Origin of the sequence: Thermaerobacter subterraneus DSM 13965 (genome assembly GCF_000183545.2) — a bacterium.
Classification (GTDB): domain Bacteria; phylum Bacillota; class Sulfobacillia; order Thermaerobacterales; family Thermaerobacteraceae; genus Thermaerobacter; species Thermaerobacter subterraneus.
This window is the reverse complement of record NZ_JH976535.1, coordinates 545,869-561,956: the sequence shown is the minus strand read 5'-3', so window position 1 is coordinate 561,956 and position 16,088 is coordinate 545,869. Positions and strand designations below refer to the sequence as shown.

At 72.4% G+C, this 16,088-nt stretch carries 12 protein-coding genes; 7 read left to right on the top strand and 5 right to left on the bottom strand.

Annotated features, from left to right (window positions below):
• Positions 1–18 precede the first annotated feature (18 nt).
• The 3 genes from THESUDRAFT_RS02515 to THESUDRAFT_RS02505 all read right to left on the bottom strand — a co-directional run bounded on the left by THESUDRAFT_RS02515 (position 19) and on the right by THESUDRAFT_RS02505 (position 4,632).
• Positions 19–987, bottom strand: a complete 969-nt coding sequence (locus THESUDRAFT_RS02515) for an MBL fold metallo-hydrolase (RefSeq protein WP_006903139.1) — start codon at positions 985–987, stop codon at positions 19–21.
• Between the two features lie 114 nt (positions 988–1,101).
• A complete protein-coding gene (gene treS, locus THESUDRAFT_RS02510) occupies positions 1,102–2,868 on the bottom strand; it encodes a maltose alpha-D-glucosyltransferase (protein WP_006903138.1) in 1,767 nt (588 codons plus the stop codon).
• Between the two features lie 153 nt (positions 2,869–3,021).
• Positions 3,022–4,632 (bottom strand): IS200/IS605 family accessory protein TnpB-related protein, encoded by a 1,611-nt coding sequence (locus tag THESUDRAFT_RS02505; RefSeq protein WP_242823209.1) that lies wholly within the window; start codon positions 4,630–4,632, stop codon positions 3,022–3,024.
• Positions 4,633–5,072: 440 nt separating this feature from the next.
• Between THESUDRAFT_RS02505 and THESUDRAFT_RS02500 the strand changes: the two genes are divergently transcribed.
• Both THESUDRAFT_RS02500 and THESUDRAFT_RS02495 read left to right on the top strand, forming a co-directional pair.
• Positions 5,073–6,218, top strand: coding sequence for an ABC transporter ATP-binding protein (locus tag THESUDRAFT_RS02500; protein WP_006903136.1), 1,146 nt, complete (start codon positions 5,073–5,075; stop codon positions 6,216–6,218).
• Between the two features lie 134 nt (positions 6,219–6,352).
• On the top strand, positions 6,353–6,847 hold the full coding sequence (locus THESUDRAFT_RS02495; RefSeq protein ID WP_006903135.1) for an NUDIX hydrolase: 495 nt from the start codon (positions 6,353–6,355) through the stop codon (positions 6,845–6,847).
• A gap of 98 nt (positions 6,848–6,945) precedes the next feature.
• On the opposite strand, the gene THESUDRAFT_RS02490 is transcribed toward THESUDRAFT_RS02495, so the two are convergent.
• The gene (locus THESUDRAFT_RS02490; protein WP_006903134.1) at positions 6,946–7,911 is read right to left on the bottom strand and encodes a TerC family protein; all 966 of its coding nucleotides are present in this window, start codon (positions 7,909–7,911) and stop codon (positions 6,946–6,948) included.
• A 356-nt stretch (positions 7,912–8,267) separates the two neighbouring features.
• On the opposite strand from THESUDRAFT_RS02490, the gene THESUDRAFT_RS02485 reads away from it, so the two are divergent.
• The 5 genes from THESUDRAFT_RS02485 (at position 8,268) to THESUDRAFT_RS02465 (ending at position 14,757) form a co-directional block, all read left to right on the top strand.
• Positions 8,268–8,993 (top strand): hypothetical protein, encoded by a 726-nt coding sequence (locus tag THESUDRAFT_RS02485; protein ID WP_006903133.1) that lies wholly within the window; start codon positions 8,268–8,270, stop codon positions 8,991–8,993.
• Positions 8,994–9,661: 668 nt separating this feature from the next.
• Positions 9,662–10,438, top strand: a complete 777-nt coding sequence (locus tag THESUDRAFT_RS02480) for a DeoR/GlpR family DNA-binding transcription regulator (protein ID WP_006903132.1) — start codon at positions 9,662–9,664, stop codon at positions 10,436–10,438.
• 44 nt (positions 10,439–10,482) lie between these two features.
• On the top strand, positions 10,483–12,084 hold the full coding sequence (locus THESUDRAFT_RS02475) for a four-carbon acid sugar kinase family protein (protein ID WP_006903131.1): 1,602 nt from the start codon (positions 10,483–10,485) through the stop codon (positions 12,082–12,084).
• Positions 12,085–12,118: 34 nt separating this feature from the next.
• Positions 12,119–13,219 (top strand): 4-hydroxythreonine-4-phosphate dehydrogenase PdxA, encoded by a 1,101-nt coding sequence (gene pdxA, locus THESUDRAFT_RS02470; RefSeq protein ID WP_006903130.1) that lies wholly within the window; start codon positions 12,119–12,121, stop codon positions 13,217–13,219.
• A gap of 86 nt (positions 13,220–13,305) precedes the next feature.
• The gene (locus THESUDRAFT_RS02465; protein WP_006903129.1) at positions 13,306–14,757 is read left to right on the top strand and encodes a GntP family permease; all 1,452 of its coding nucleotides are present in this window, start codon (positions 13,306–13,308) and stop codon (positions 14,755–14,757) included.
• A gap of 272 nt (positions 14,758–15,029) precedes the next feature.
• Here the strand turns inward: THESUDRAFT_RS02465 and THESUDRAFT_RS02460 are convergent, their stop codons facing one another.
• A complete protein-coding gene (locus THESUDRAFT_RS02460; RefSeq protein WP_006903128.1) occupies positions 15,030–15,908 on the bottom strand; it encodes a hypothetical protein in 879 nt (292 codons plus the stop codon).
• Between the last annotated feature and the right edge of the window lie 180 nt (positions 15,909–16,088).

Sequence of the window (16,088 nt, the reverse complement as noted above, 5' to 3'; positions counted from 1 at the left end):
GTCCCCCTTGTGGATGTTTCAGGCCTTCCCCTGCGCCCGGCGCTGCAGGTAATCGGCGATGCCGAAGGCACAGATGTCCAGGTCCAGGGCCACGGCGGGTTCCACCTCAGCCCAGTCCAGGCCGTGGGCCTCCGCGTCGCGGCGGATGTGCTCGGCCAGGCGGCGGCGGGTCTCCTCCGGGCCGGCCGGCCGCCCGTCCACCTGCCCGCAAGCTACAAACAGGGGAACCTGTTCTTCCAGGCGCTCGGCGATCTCCTCGGGCGACAGGCTGGTGGCCGCAAAATGGGGCAGCAGCATGGTCGCCGGGCGCAACTGGGGCAGCCGCCGGGCGGACTGGAGCATCAGTTCCGGGTCGAACTGGTTGGGCGCGGTGGAAGGCAGGAGGTAGTCCCGGCCCAGGCGCCGGCTCAGGGCGGGATAGCGGACCCCCGCCTCGTCGGCGGTGACCAGAGCCCCGGTGCCCTCATCCAGGATCATGTACTGGTGCCGGGCATGGCCGCCGGCAGCGATGAACCGCAGCCGGTGGCCGGCCCCCAGATCCAGGGTCTCGCCGTCCTCCGGCGTGAGCATCCGCTCCGCAGCCACCGGCTCGGGCAGGCCGAAGAGGCTTTCCAGGCGATCCCCGAAGATCGTCCGGGCTCCCTGCACCAGCCGGGTCGGATCCTGCAGGTGCCGGGCGCCCCGCGGGTGGACCACCACCTGGGCCCGGGGCAGCAGCCGGGCCAGGGTACCGGCCCCCGCCGCGTGGTCCAGGTGGATGTGGGTCAGGATGATGTAGGCGATCTCGTCCCGGGGAATTCCCTGCTGCTCGAGGGCCTCCAGCCATGCCTGGACGCCGGCCCGGCCGCCCGCCTCGATCAGCGCCGGGCGGGGTGCCCGGATGAGGAACCCGGCCGTGCGCTCGGCCTGGCCGCCCTCCCGCAGGTCTACAACGAAGGTGTCGGGGGCCACCCAACCGGCCCCGCGGTCGCTTACGTTGGCGGTCACGGCCCCGCCCCCTCTGCTTGCCATCTTCCAGCAGGGATACATTACGCGAACCGGCGGCCGGTGCCTGCCGGCAGGCCGCGCAGGAGGCGGGCCGCATACCGCGGGCATGCCCCCTTACAACCCGGCCGGCGGCCGGCGCAGGACGAACCAGTAGAACCCGTGGGGGCCCAGGGTCAGAAAGTACGGCTCCTCCCCCACCGGGGGCAGGGCCGAGCCGCCGAAGGCGTCGGCAGGTATGGCGCCCCGGTACGGCCCGAGGCCAAGCCGGACCCCCTGGACGTAGCGGGACAGGTTGGCCACCACCAGAACCGCCAGATCGCCGTGGCGCCGGATGAAGGCCAGCACCCGGGGATTGTCGGCCTCGACCAGCTCCAGGCTGCCGCGGCCCAGCGCCGGCAGCCCCTTGCGCACGGCGATGAGCCGCCGCATCCAGTTGAGCAGCGAGTCGGGGCTGGCCAGCTGGGCCTCGACGTTGACCGCCTCGTAGTGATAGGCCGGGTCGACCACCACCGGCGCGCAGAGCCGCTGGGGGTTGGCCGGTGAGAAGCCCGCATTGCGCCCGCCGCTCCATTGCATCGGCGTGCGCACCGCATGCCGGTCGGGCAGGTAGATGTTGTCGCCCATGCCGATCTCGTCCCCGTAGTAGATCACCGGCGTGCCGGGCAGGGAGAAGAGGAGGCCGTAGGCCAGCTCGATCCGCCGCCGGTCGTTGCCCAGCAAAGGCGCCAGCCGGCGCCGGATGCCCAGGTTGACCCGGGCCTGGGGATCGGGCGCATAGGCGTCAAGGAGCGCTGCCCGTTCCTCCGGCGTCACCATCTCCAGGCTCAGCTCGTCGTGGTTGCGGAGGAACACGGCCCACTGGCAGGCCGGGGCGATGGCCGGCGCGTCCCGCAGCACCTGCTCCAGCGGCCGGGCCTCTTCCCGGGCCAGGGCGAGGAACAGCCGGGGCATCAGGGGGAAGTGGAAGGCCATGTGGCACTCGTCCCCCTGCAGGTAGCGGGCCAGTTCGGCCGGCGGCTCGTTGGCCTCGGCCAGCAGCACCCGCTCGCCGTAACGGGACTCCACGTGGGCGCGGAACTCGCGGACGAAGTCGTGGGTCGCGGGCAAACCCGCACAGGTGGTGCCCTCGGCCTCGTAGAGGTACGAGAGGGCATCCAGCCGGAAGCCGTCGACGCCCAGGCGCAACCAGAAATCCGCTACCCGCAGCATGGCCCGGCGCACCAGGGGATTTTCATAGTTCAGGTCGGGCTGGTGGGCATAGAAGCGGTGCCAGTAGTAGGCCTGGGCCACGGGGTCCCAGGTCCAGTTGCCCTCCTCGTAGTCGGGGAAGATCACCCGGACCCCGCGGTAGCGGTCGGGCGTCTCGCTCCAGACGTAGAAGTTGCGCCACGGGCTGCCCGGCCGGGCGCGCCGGGCCCGCTGGAACCAGCGGTGCTGCCGGGAGGTGTGGTTCAGCACCAGGTCGATGATCACCCGCAGCCCGCGGCGGTGGGCTTCCGCCAGGAACCGCTTGAAGTCGCCCAGCGTGCCGTAGGCCGGGTGGACCGCCGTGTAGTCCGCCACGTCGTAGCCGTCGTCCGCCAGGGGCGACGGGTAGAAGGGCAGGAGCCAGAGCGCCGTGACGCCCAGGTCCTGCAGGTAGTCCAGCCTGGCCGTCAGGCCACGGAAGTCGCCGGTGCCGTCGCCGTTGCCGTCGAAGAAGGTGCGCACGTGCAGCTCATAGAGGATGGCATCCTTGTACCACAGCGTGGGTGGAACCGGCCCCCCGGCCGGCCCCCGGCCGTCCGCCGCTGCCCGAACCTGCAGCACGGTACCGGCCGCTCCCCCTTGCGCCACCCCTTGCCGGGGATGGCCGGCAGCCTGTCCCTCCGGCGCCTGCACGCCAGCGGTCCCTCCCACCGGCTGGGTCGAAGCATTGTCCGGTTTGCCAGCGCCCTCCCGGGATACCCGGGGCAACATCCTATGCAGGTACCGGAAGGCCGGTCAAGGGACGGGGCAACCGTTCCTCAAAACATAGGCATTTATTGCATCCGCCTATGACGCCGGGCGAACAGCGCTCCCGACGATTCGCGCCGGGGGATCGCACCCCGGACCCCAAGCCAGACCATCACACCCCGGGCCGTGCAGGTTGTGAGCTGCCGGTGCCAGGGTGGATCGGGGTTCTCCCCGACCTGGAGTGTCCTCGGAGGACCGCTGATAAAGCCGGTGCGCCCGCTTGCCGCGCACCGACGGGGCGATGCGCCGCCAATCGCTCCAGACGTGCCGCCCTCGATTCCTCGCGGGTAGAGGGCGGGCGGTTCCGGAGCGCAAGCGCTCGCCCAAACCAAGGCCCCGGCGGGCAATCGCCACCGCCGCGGCGGCGTGGGGCGACAGTCCGTACCGGGCCATAAACTTGACCTTGCCAATCACACTGGTGAAGGCCGGGTTGACGCGGATCACTTCCACGCCTTCCCGGGCGGCCCGGGAGAGCAGCAGGGCCATGAACGCGCCATAGGCAAAGGCGGAGAGCATCCGGGCGTAGCGGGGGCCTTCTTCCCGTAGGCGGGTCTTCTTCTCCCGGAAATCGAGGTGCTCCACCACGATGGGCTTGCCGGCGCCCTTTGCCCATGCCACCAGGTCCGCCACCACCTCGCCCAGGATGGCCTTCACCTGCTCCCGGCGTTTGCCTTGAATCTGAAACCGGATGTCGCGAGCCGCCACGGGGTTGCCGAAGCGGTCGACCTCCGCCACGGCCAGCCGGTCGGGATTCAGATCCGCGCCAAGGGCGCCAGCCCTCCGCCAGGTGGTGATCGGAGCCGCGGGCCGTTCGGTGGTGGCGAAGACATACCACGCGCCGTTTTGCCGGACGAACCGATAGCTGATGGCTTGCCCGGACGCAAGGGCCGCCAGGATGACATCCTGTCCGTAGGGGAAGCGGATGCCGTGTAGCCAAACATGCCGCCCCAAGCGGCCGGCCAGGGCGTTGGGCACCCGAAGGCGCAAGCTGTCGCCAAAGAGCGAGCACGTTTGGTTGCCGCTCATCTCGTCTTTGGAGCCGATGCAGAAGAAGCCTTGGCTTCGGGCATCGCGCCATGCCTTGCGCCATTCGTCGTGGGAAGCCAAGCCGTTCTCTGCAAGGTGGAACTGCCGGTGAAACAAACGCCGTGAGCCAAAGCAAATCGGCGGCAATCCCGTCCGGGCTTTTGCCGTTTCAAGGCGGGCGCGAAGCATCGCCAGCCGTCGCTTCTTCTGGTGCAGCCGAAACCGAACCCGGCGGCGACGCTCGGCCCGCTCTTCGGGCGGCAGGCCGGCCCCGCGGCCCTTTCCGGACGCCAGGGCCTTGTCTTGCTTTTGCAACTTGGCAATCGCTCGTTCCGTGGCTTGAATCTGGCCGCGCAGATGCACCAGATGGTGCCGATGGGCTTCCTCCGCCGCCTTCACCTTGGCCTGGAGTTCGGTGGCCAGCGCGTTGAAGTGGCGGGCTGTGATGCCGTAGCGGGCAATGTATTCCCGCTTGCATTCGACAAGGGAACGCTTCCGCACATAGACATCGACAAACAACCGGCGCAGCAGGCGACCGTACAGGGCGGCGATGGCGTCCAGCACGGGATAAACAGACGGGTCTTGAATCTTTGTCTGAAAGGTCGCCTGCATCGGCCAGATCATCCTCCTTTCCTCATAATACCAAACACCTTTTCCGTTCGTCAGCCGAAAGTGGGGGAAAGTGTCGGGAGTGGGGAACAAGTTATGGGAAAGATTCGCCTACGGCGGATAAGAGATGATGATGGAATGGTAAGCAGCTACGAGCCCCTGGACATGCCCTGGAAGGGCAGGGAACCGCTGATCTCCGCCGGCCTGGCCCGCGCGCTCGCCTATGCAGCGCCCGGCGCCCGCTCACCATCCCGCATCCCACCACCCGGCCCCGCGCCGGACCCTCCACCCTGCGTCACCCACAGGTATGTTTGTCACCGCCGCGTCCGGCAGCGCCGCCCCCTCGACGTCGGTGGAGACGCGGCCTGTCGGCGCGGTGTCAAGCCCGTCCAGGCAGGATTTCAGGCTACTACAACGAATTTTTGCTCGTTCACATCGATTGGAGGAATCCCGCCATGGCAGAGGTCCGGCTGGTGGACGTAACGAAGCGCTTTGGCTCCACCGTGGCGGTCGACCGGGTCTCGCTGGACATCGCCGACGGGGAGTTCCTGGTCCTGGTGGGGCCTTCGGGCTGCGGGAAGTCCACGCTCTTGCGGCTCATCGCGGGCCTGGAAGACGTGACCGAAGGCCAGGTGTACATCGGGGACCGGGTGGTCAATGACGTGCCGCCCAAGGACCGGGACGTGGCCATGGTCTTCCAGAATTACGCCCTCTATCCCCACATGACCGTCTACGACAACATGGCCTTCGGCCTGCGGATGCGCAAGGTACCGCGGGACGAGATCGACCGCCGGGTGCGCCAGGCGGCGGAGACCCTGGGCCTGACGAACCTGCTCAAGCGCCGACCGGCCCAGCTCTCGGGCGGCCAGCGCCAGCGGGTGGCCCTGGGCCGGGCCATCGTCCGCGATCCCAAGGTGTTCCTGATGGACGAACCCCTCTCCAACCTGGACGCCCAGCTCCGCGTACAGATGCGCACCGAGCTGGCCCGCCTGCACCAGCGCCTGGGTACCACCACGATCTACGTCACCCACGATCAGGTGGAGGCCATGACCCTGGGTGACCGCATCGCCGTGCTGCGGGACGGCAAGCTGCAGCAGGTGGCCACGCCCCAGGATATCTACGCCCGCCCGGCCAACGTCTTCGTCGCCTCCTTCATCGGCTCGCCGCCGATGAACTTCATCCGCGGTGTGGTGGAACGGATCGACGGGGAGGTCCGCTTCGCTGGCGGCGGCTTGAGCTGCCGCCTGAAGGGCGAGCTGGCCGAAACGGCCGGAGCTTGCCTGTCCTCCGGGGACGGCCACCGGCGGGAAGTGCTCCTGGGCGTCCGGCCCGAACACATTCACGCCCGCCCGGCCGAAGGCAGTGCCGTGCCCGGTGAGACCCACCTGGTGGCCACCGCCGAGGTGGTCGAACCGCTGGGCGCCGAGACCTTCGTATACGTGACGGCGGGGGCGGCGTCCCTGACGGTGCGGGTCGACCCGCGCCTGGCCGTGCGCCCGGGCGACCGGCTGGCGCTTACGCTGGACGCCGAGCACCTGCACCTGTTCGACGCGGCCACCGAGCAGTCCCTGCGGGAACTGGCCGCGCTGGTCCCGGCGTAGCGTACCGGTGTCGCGGTAAACCGTCGGCAAGATCGCAGGCCGAGGTCACCATGGCAGAGCGTGGCATGGGCGATGGAACAGCGTGGCACGGCGCATGGCGATCACGTCGGCAAGACAAGGAGGGCCAGGACCGGGTGCTGAGCTTTGATACGGACGGCGTGCGCTTCAACCTGCGGGTCGCCGGCGTGATCCTCGCCGGCGACCATGTTCTTCTTCACCAGATCGCCGGCACCGATTACTGGATCCTGCCCGGTGGCCGGGTCGAAGGGGGCGAGGCGACGAGTGCTGCTCTGCACCGGGAACTGCAGGAGGAGCTCGGCGTCAACGTCCAGGTGGGCCGCCTGCTCTGGGTTGTGGAATCCTTCTTTACCTTGCAAGGGCGGCGGTTTCATGAGCTGGGGTTCTACTACCGGGTGACGTTGCCCGGTTCCCCGGGCGGACGGGTCCCGGCGCGGGGGCAATCCAGCCACCGGCAGGATGGGTCCAACCTGCTCACCTTCCGCTGGTTCTCCCTTGGTGACCTCGGCCACGGCGTGCGGCTCTTGCCGCCCGTCCTGGGCGCAGCGCTGGCCCACCCGCCCCTGACCACCCGTCACCTGGTGTACCGGGACGAACCGGCCGATTCCTAGCACCCTGCGCCAACGGACTTCGGCTTTGCCCCTCCGCCGGGGGTTCGCCGGCCCGGGCCACGGCCATGGAACGAGCCTCCTCACCAGGGGCTCGCGGCTCACGCCTCGCTGGGGGGTGGGTCCTGCGGCTTGCGAGGGCGCCGCGCCACGGCCGGTGCCACCGGTGCCGGCATGGGCCCGTCCCCGGACCCGCCGCCCCCCAAGCCGCTGCGGGTTGCGGTGCCGCCGGCACGCGGGCCGGGGAGCGGTTCGGGCGGCGGGGAGGAGAACCGGCCGTCCGCAGGGCCCCCGTGGGAGGATGAGGGCCGTTTGCCGGGTTCGTCCGGCACCGCACCGGCCGTGTGGAACCCGGCGCCAGCGGGCGCGGTCCCTGCAGCCACCTCCGGCGTGGGCACCTGTCCCTGCCGCCGGCTCCTCAGCATGAAGAAGCCCGTCACCAGCAGCGTCGCAGCAATGTGGGCCGCCAGGAGCACCCCTTCGGGCACCCCGGCCAGGGCCTCGTGCACAAGCCGGTCCTCGAGCAGCATCTCCACGGCCACCCACACCAGGATGCCGGCACCCACGTGGATCAGCCACGGCCACCGGTCCATGAGCCCGCTGAGGAGCGAACTGCCCCAGATGATCAGCGGTACCGACAGGGCGAGCCCCATGACCAGCAGCCCCAGGTGACCGCCCGAGACGCCGACCAGGGCGAGCACGTTGTCGAGGGACATCACCACGTCGGCCAGGATGATGGTCTGGACCGCCTCCCAGACACCGGCCGCTTCATGCACGTTCTCGTGGCCGCCGTGGTCGCCGGCCACCAGCTTGCGGGCGATCCACAGCAGGAGCAGCCCGCCCACCACCTGCAGCAACGGGATGTGGAGCAGCCACGTGACCGCCGCCGCCAGCCCAAGCCGCAGTCCCACGGCGCCGCCGGCGCCGAGCAGAATCGCCTGCCGGCGCATGCGCCCGTGCAGGCGGCGGGCCGCCAGGGCGATGACCACCGCGTTGTCACCGGCCAGCAGCAGATCTACAAATACAAGCCCAAAGAACCGCGCCGCCTGTTCCCAGAGATCTGCCACCCATCATGCCTCCCGGGAGGATCCAGCAGGTTGGCCCGCCGCCGTTGCGAAGCGCCGTGCCCCGATGCCGTGGGCGGCTCCGGCGGCGTTACCTATAACGTACCACCACTGTTGGGCAGGGGTGAGGCGGGCGCGGGACTGGCGATACTTGCAGGTAAGAGGGCGTGGACCCGCCGGCTCCGGACCACGGGCTGGGGCGCACCGGCGGGCGTCCTGGTCATTCCATGGAGCGGGCCGCCGGGCCGCCGGTGAAGCGGTCGGGCGATGCGCCCCGATCCCACGCCCGTCGCCGGGAAACGGGGCGACCGGCTGCGATCTTGGTCGCCGGCGGGGGATCGGGTCAGGGGGGAGGCGGCATGGAAGCGGGAGTGCAAGGCACCGGTCGAACACGCACCGGCGGCGCGGGGCGCGGTCCTGCCGCCGACAGCTGGCGCTGGGCGGGCCGGCTGCTGGTGGCCGGAGGCCTGCTGGCGGCGGCGAGCACCGTCCTGCACCCCGTCACCTTGGACCCGGGCAACGCGGCGGAGGTGCTGGACGCGGTGCGCCGGGCCCCCGAACGCTGGGTTGCGGTCCACGTGGGTCTGGGCCTTGGGGTGGCCGCCTGGTCCCTGGGCTGGTTCCTGGTGTACCAGGGCCTGCGCGAGGCGGGCCGTGCCCGCTGGAGCGGCGCCGGCGCCATGCTGGCCACGGCAGCGCTGGCCGTGTGGCTGCCGCTGCTGGCGCTGGAAGCCGCCGGGCTCCCCCTTTTGGCCCGGGCCGCGCGCCCGGATGAAAGCCCCCTCTGGTTTGATGTGGCCTGGCCGGCCACCCTGGCGGGTGGGTACGTGGCCACCTGGCTCTACTGGCTGGCGGGGATGGCGGCGGCCTGGGATCTGGCCTCCTTGGCCCCCACCGGGGGTCCCCGGGTTTCCCGGAGCATGGCCCTGGCCGCCCTGCTGCCTGGGCTGCCCGGCATGGTGCTGGCCTGGCTCTTCCCCCATGCGGCCGTTCCCCTGCTGCTGGCGTCCCTGATCCCGGGCGCCCTGTGGGCGCTGGTTCTGGCGTGGCGCCTGGCCAGGGGACCCGGCGGCAGCCGGCGCTGAGCCGCGCCGGCTGGCCAGCCACCGGCCGGATCCACGCCGCCGATCCCTCAGCAACGCTCCCGTATCCGTTACCTGGCGCCCCCAACGGGCCGGTGGCCTCGCTGGCGGGCACGTCCCGGGTCCGGCCGGGACTCCGGCCTCCGCTGCCTAGCACCATTCCAGACAGGCCAGACTGGCCTCCAGGCACCATTCCGGCCTGGCCTGATCGCGCCGCCCGCAGCCGCTCGCCGCACGTTCTTCCCCTCCGCCCCCGCGTTGCGCCCTGGCCATCCTCCGCGACGACTGCCCGCCGACCTCCATCCCCGGCCCGCCCGAGCCGCCTGCCGGCTCCGCCCTCCCCGCGCGGGGCCCGCCGGGCGGTCCGCTCCGTCCCCGGCATGCGGCATGCTTGGATCCCAAGCCAGCCATTTCCGACCGTGAAATCGCCCCTACCGGCAGGAACGGCCCGGCGAACCGCGAAGATCCGCACATAAACACACATGCTCGATAATCACTGAACACTCAATCGAACAGGATAGATCAACACCCGGCCCCGGGACGGCCTCAGCCCCGAGGCAGCCCCCGAGGCGCCCTCACGGCGGCCTCGCCCCCAAGGCGGTCCCCGCGGCGGCCCCGCGACGGCCTGGCCGCCTGGCCCCGGAGCCGGGCCGGGCAGGAGCGATGTCACCATGCTGGCCGAAGAACGGCGCCGGCAAGTCCTGCAGTGGCTGGAAGCCGAAGGGCGGCTTGAGGTCAGCGAGGTGGCCCGGCGCCTGGCCGTCTCCCCCATGACCGTACGGCGCGACCTGGAGCGCCTGGAGGCGGACGGGTTGCTGGTGCGCACCCACGGCGGTGCCCTGCCCGTGGGCGCCGTCACGCCCAGGGAACTGCCCTACGCTACCAAGCGGGCCCGGCAGGTGGAGGCCAAGCGCAAGATCGGCCGGGCGGCGGCGGCCCTGATCCGCCCCGGGGAGACGGTGATCCTGGACGCCGGTTCGACCACGCTGGAGATCGCCCGCCACCTGCCGCCCCGGATCACCCTCAAGGTGGTGACCAACGACCTCTTGATCGCCCGGGAGCTGGCGGATCGCGAGGGCGTCGACGTGTACGTGACAGGCGGCCAGGTGCGCCGGGGTGTCTACAGCCTGCAGGGGCCGGAAACGGAGGCTTACCTGCGCGCCACCCACGTGGACCGGGCCTTCGTGGGGGCCGACGGGGTCGACGTGGCCTACGGCGTGTCCACCACCAACCGGCAGAAGGTGCCGGTGAAACAGGCCATGCTGGCCGCCGCCGAGCGGTCCTACGTGGTGGCCGACCACAGCAAGCTGGGGCGGCGCGCCTTTGCCCGGTTTGCCGGGATCGACCAGATCCGCACCCTGATCTGCGACGACCAGGCCCAGGCGTCCGCCGCCGTGCAGTTGGAGGCCCTGGCGGAAGCGGGCGTCGAGGTGGTGCTGGCCCCGTGACGGCCATCCCCGTTCCTGGACCCAGGGAAGGGAGAGATCCCGGCATGTTCGGACTAGTGGCCGACGACGTGACCGGTGCCAACGCCACCGCGGCCCGGGTGGCCGCGCGGGCCGGTGTTGCCGGCCGGGTGGTCCTGGACCCCCTGCCCCTGGCGGGCCCCACCGCCGGGCTCGCCCCGGCCGGTGCGGCGCTCGTGGTGCTGCCCACCCACTCCCGGGCGGTCGAACCGGCCGTGGCGCGCCGGCGCGTGCGGGCGGCGTTTCAGGCCCTCCGGAGCGCCGGGTGCCGGTTCTTCGGCAAGCGCATCGACAGCACCCTGCGGGGCAACCTGGGGGCCGAGCTGGCGGGTTCCCTGGAGGCCCTGCCCGGGCACCTGGCCGTGGTGGTGGCCGCCTTCCCTGCCTCCGGCCGCGCCACGGTGGGCGGGCGGCTCCAGGTCAACGGGGTCCCGCTTCTGGCGACGGAGGCCGCCCGGGATCCCCTCACCCCCGTGACGGACGACCACGTGGCCCGGCTGCTCGCCGCCCAGAGCGGCCTGCCCGCTGCCTACCTGCCGCCGGACGGCGAAGGCTACGACCACCGCCTGCCGGAGCGGCTGCGTGAGCTCCACCGGGCGGGCACCCGGGTGGTGGTCCTGGACGCGGCCCGGGATGAGGACATCGAAACCCTGGCCGCCCTGGTGGCCCGGGCCCCCATCCCCGTCCTGGCCGTCGACCCGGGCCCCTTCTTTGCGGCCTGGGTCGCCCACCGGCTGGGGGAACGGCCCAGCGAGGGCGCAGCCGGTGCGGACCGCCACGGTGGCCCGGCCACCCCGGCCTCTGCGGCCGCCTCGCCTGCCGCCTCGCCGGCAGCGGGTCGACCTGGCGGGCCGGCATCCCCCGCCTCCCCGGGGGCTGCAGGCGCCGGCGCGGGTCCCTGGCTGGTGGTGGCGGGAAGCCTCACGGACCTGACCCAGCGCCAGCTGGCCGCCGTGACCCGGCGCTGGCCGGTGCCGCGCCTCCACGCCGCGCTGCCCCAGCTGCTGGCCGATCCCGTCGCTGCAGCCCAGACCCTGCTCCCCCAGGTCGAGGCCGCCCTGGCCCGCTGGGGGGTGGCGGTGGTGGAGACGGACCGCTCGGCGGCGACAACCCGGCCAACCCGGCCCCCCGCGGGGTCGCCCGCAGCGGCTGCCCGGAACGCCGGGCGCTCCGGCGGCGCCATTCCGGAAGGCCTGGCCCGGCAGGTGGCCCGCCAGCTGGGGACCCTGGCCGCCACCCTGGTGGAACGCCTCCCGGCCCTGGCGGGGCTCGTGCTGACCGGCGGCGATACCGCGGCGGCGGTGGCGGCGGCGCTGGGGGCCGGTGCCTTGCAGGTGACCGGCGAGCTGGCGCCCCTGGTGGCGGCCGGCTCCCTGGAAGGTGGGCGGCGGCCGGGGCTGGCGGTCATCACCAAGGGCGGGCTGGTGGGGGACGAGGACCTTCTGGTCCACCTGCTGGAGCCGCGGGTCCGCCCCCTGGCGGAGGAGACGGCAGCCGCCACGGAGGGCCCGGGGCCACCCCGAGGGCCGGGGTCGCCCCACCCTGATCCGGGCGGCCGGTCCCAGGCCGCCGCCGGGGCAAGGCCTCCCCGCCCCCAAACCGGGACCTCACCCGGCCGGATCCCCTGAAGACCGCCGGATGCCACGAAGGAGGTGCAGGAGCATGCCAAGCGACCCCTACCACCCCACGCCCCGCGACGGCCGCCCCCTGGTGGCCATCACCCTGGGCGACCCCGCGGGCATCGGGCCGGAGATCGTGGTCAAGGCGCTGGCCGATCCCGGGGTCTACCAGGAGCTGCGCCCGCTGGTCATCGGCGATCGCGGCGCGGTGGAGCGGGCCCGCACCCTGGTGCCCGGGGCGCCGGCGGTGCGGGTCGTCACCCGGCCGGCGGAAGGCGCTTACACCCCCGGCACCCTGGATCTGGTCGACCTGGCCAACGTGCCCCCGGACCTGGCCCTGGGCCAGGTGCAGGCCGCGGCGGGCCGCGCCGCCTACCAGTACATCGAGCGGGCGGTGGCCTGGGCGCTGGCCGGCCAGGTGGATGCCGTGGCCACGGCACCCATCCACAAAGAGGCTCTGCGGGCGGCCGGCGTCCCGCACATCGGGCACACGGAGATCTTTGCGGAGCTGACCGGCTCGCCCGACCCCCTGACCATGTTCGAGGTGGCGGGCATCCGGATCTTCTTCCTGACCCGCCACGTCTCCCTGCGCCAGGCCCTCGACCTGGTGCGCAAGGACCGCATCGTGGCCACGGCCCGCGCCGCCCTGGAACACCTGCGGGACCTGGGCATCGCCCAGCCGCGGCTGGCCGTGGCCGCCCTCAACCCTCACGCCGGCGACGGCGGCCTGCTGGGCCGGGAGGAGATCGACGAGATCGCCCCGGCCGTCCAGGTCCTGCAGCAGGAGGGCCACCAGGTGGTGGGGCCCGTGCCGGCCGATTCGGTCTTCCACCTGGCGCGGCAGGGGGCCTTCGACGCGGTCCTGTCCCTTTACCACGACCAGGGGCACATCGCCGCCAAGAGCATGGACTTCGAGGGCACCGTCAGCGTGACCCTGGGCCTGCCCTTCATCCGCACATCGGTCGACCACGGCACCGCCTTCGACATCGCGGGAACGGGCAAGGCCAGTGCCGTCAGCATGAAGCGGGCCATCCTGGCCGCCGGGCGCCTGGCCGCAGGACGGCCGGGTGCGGGGCGGGCGGGTACGGGGCACCGGGTGGCCGGCGGTCGCCCGGCGGCCGGACAGGAGGAGGCCGGGCTGTAGTCCGCCCGGCCGGCGGACACGAGGCCGGGGGCCGGTTCCTCCCCCGCGGACGAACCGGCGCCCGCCGAGAGGGGAGCGTGACCTGTATGCACGGGGACGGAACGCAGATGGTCCTGGGCCTGGTGCTGGGCGTGGCCGTCCTGATCTTCCTGGTGTTGCGGACCAAGATCCACACCTTCCTGGCGCTGATCGCCGCCGCCGCCCTGACGGGCCTGGTGGGCGGGATGGCGCCGGGCGATCTGGCCCAGGCCATCACCCAGGGTTTCGGCAACACCCTGGCCAGCATCGGCATCATCATCGGCTTTGGCGTCATGCTGGGGCGGATCCTGGAGGTGACCGGCGCCGCCCAGCGCATGGCTCTGACCTTCCTCCGGCTCTTCGGGCGCGGGCGGGAGGAGTGGGCGCTGGGGGCGACGGGGGCGGTGGTGTCCATTCCGATCTTCTGCGACTCGGGCTTCGTCATCCTCTCGCCGCTGGCCCGGGCCCTGGCCCGGGAGGCGGGCAAGCCCGTCCTGGGCCTGGGCGTGGCCCTGGCGGCCGGCCTGATGGCCACCCACCACCTGGTGCCGCCCACGCCGGGGCCTCTGGCCGCGGCCGGCACCTTCGGTGTCGACATTGGCCTGATGATCTTCTGGGGCCTGGTGATCGCCCTTCCGGTCTACGTGGTGACCATGCTCTACGCCCGGTGGATCGGCCGCTGGGCGGCGGCCCGGGGCATCACCGTGGAACGCGGTGCTGCGGCGCGGGCGGCGGGTTCCCGGGCGCAGGCAGCCACCACCGGCATGGTGCCCATCACCGGCGGGTCGGGGGCGGACGCTGCGGCCGGGACGGCCGCCGGCTGGGGCTCCGGGCTCGCCGGCACGGGCGGAGACGACGGCCTGCCCGGCGCCTGGCGCGCCTTCGCCCCCATCGTGGTGCCGGTGCTGCTGATCTTCCTCAACACGACGCTGACGGCCCTTCAGGCTCAAGGGACCCTGGCCAGTTACCTGATCTTCCTCGGCCACCCCGTGATCGCCGTGGCCATCGGCCTGCTGCTGGCCGTCTACGGCCTGATGGGTCGCGCCCCGCGGGAAGAGGTCCTGAAGCGGGTGGAAGAAGGGGTGGCGTCGGCCGGCATCATCATCCTGGTCACCGGCGCCGGCGGCGCGCTGGGCAACGTGCTGCGGGCCAGCGGGACCGGCGACTTCATCGCCCAGCAGATCGCCCAGATGCCGCTGCCGCCGCTGCTGCTGCCCTTCCTGGTGGCGACCCTGGTGCGGCTGGTCCAGGGCAGCGGCACCGTGGCCATGGTGACCGCCGCCTCCATCACCGCCCCCATCCTGGCCTCGCTGGACGTGGCGCCGGTGATGGCCGCCCAGGCGGCCGCCGTGGGGTCCATGGTCTTCTCGTACTTCAACGACAGCTATTTCTGGGTGATCAACCGCACCTTGGGCATCACGGACGTGAAGACCCAGATCCTCACCTGGTCCGTGCCCTCCACCCTGGGCTGGCTGGCGGGGCTGGTCACGCTGCTGATGGTCAACGGCCTGTTCTTCTGACGGGCGAACCGGAGCGGCCGGTAAGAGCGGCCTGAGGCGGATGCCCCGCCGGGGAAATCGGGGCACCCCGTCGGCCCGGTGAACGCGGCGGGGCGGGTCTTCCGAAGACCCGCCCCGCCTGCTCTCCTGGGCGGGGACACCGGCGGCGGAGGGCGCCGGCGGCAAAGCCCGGTGACGGCGCCAGGGCCTAGGGTGGTGCACCTGGGCCGGTCCCGGCCTGCCGCCCCCGCGCCACCGAGGGGCGTCCCCCGGCCGGCTGTCCCGGAGAGGCGTCAGGTCCGGGCGTACGCCCGCTGCGCGTAGGCCTCGTGGCTTCCGGCGTGGCCCGCCGGGTGACCGTAGGCCTGTTGACCGTAGGCCTGCTGCCCGTACGGTGCCTGGAACCCGGAGGCGAAGCCGCCCTGGCCATGGGTGCCGTAGGCACCGGCGCCACCGTGGGCCGCCTGATGCATGCCCGCACCGGCCGCGGCGAAGCCGCGCTGGGCCGGCACCAGGCCCTGCGCCGCCACGGCCTGCCCCACCTGCATCAGCTGGTGCAGCTTCTGGGTGTACTCCTGCACGGCGTGCTGGTCGATGGGCGGCGAGGCGTACACCTGGTGCTGCTCGAGCCAGCGGTAGTGGTCCATGGCCATGCGCAGGTGCTCACCGGCCAGCTGGTACAGGTACGAGCGGGCCGGCTCGCCGCACTCGGTGGCCCCCCAGATGCACTGGACGGCGAAGGTCTTGCACGTGCGCAGGCAGTCGGAGGCCAGGGCGATGTCCAGGGGCTGCCCCTGGATGCCGGCCGCGCCGTAGACCTGGTTCGTCCCGTGGGCCTGGGGCTGGGACTGCCAGGTCGCGCCGCCGCCGGCCTGCCACTGGGCCTGATAGGGCGACTGCCAGGCGGCCGCCGGCCACTGCCAGGAACCGGCCTGCCCCTGCTGGCCGTCCTGGCCGTACCGGCCGTGGGTCCCGTAGCCGCCCTGTTCCTGCAGGAAGCCCATCAGCCGCTGGGCGGCCTGCTGGAACTCCCCGGCGTGCCGCTCCAGGGTCTGGCGCAGCGTGCTGTCCTGGCAGCTTCCGGCCAGGGCACGCAGCTTGGCCCCGGCGACGGCGTGGTCCCGGCAGAGTTCCCACAGCTCGGCCGCCTGATGCTGGGCCATCTGGGGCATGAGCGTCCCTCCTCGGGGGATGGATTTGGCACTCGGCACGAACCCGCGCCCGCGGCCGCCCCTAGTATGCGCCCGCCGCCCCGCGGCCAAGGATGGTATGATGATGGCGATTACCACCAGCAGGCGGCGCGGCCGGGCCGTACAAGGCACCGGCGTGATGGGCCCGGCGGGCCCGGGCGG

Excerpts from the sequence above, each read along its gene's own strand:
- THESUDRAFT_RS02505 (WP_242823209.1), bottom strand. The coding sequence starts at position 4,632 with ATGATCTGGCCGATGCAGGCGACCTTTCAGACAAAGATTCAAGACCCG.
- THESUDRAFT_RS02500 (WP_006903136.1), top strand. The coding sequence starts at position 5,073 with ATGGCAGAGGTCCGGCTGGTGGACGTAACGAAGCGCTTTGGCTCCACC.
- THESUDRAFT_RS02485 (WP_006903133.1), top strand. The coding sequence starts at position 8,268 with ATGGAAGCGGGAGTGCAAGGCACCGGTCGAACACGCACCGGCGGCGCG.
- THESUDRAFT_RS02480 (WP_006903132.1), top strand. The coding sequence starts at position 9,662 with ATGCTGGCCGAAGAACGGCGCCGGCAAGTCCTGCAGTGGCTGGAAGCC.
- THESUDRAFT_RS02475 (WP_006903131.1), top strand. The coding sequence starts at position 10,483 with ATGTTCGGACTAGTGGCCGACGACGTGACCGGTGCCAACGCCACCGCG.
- pdxA (WP_006903130.1), top strand. The coding sequence starts at position 12,119 with ATGCCAAGCGACCCCTACCACCCCACGCCCCGCGACGGCCGCCCCCTG.
- THESUDRAFT_RS02465 (WP_006903129.1), top strand. The coding sequence starts at position 13,306 with ATGCACGGGGACGGAACGCAGATGGTCCTGGGCCTGGTGCTGGGCGTG.
- THESUDRAFT_RS02460 (WP_006903128.1), bottom strand. The coding sequence starts at position 15,908 with ATGCCCCAGATGGCCCAGCATCAGGCGGCCGAGCTGTGGGAACTCTGC.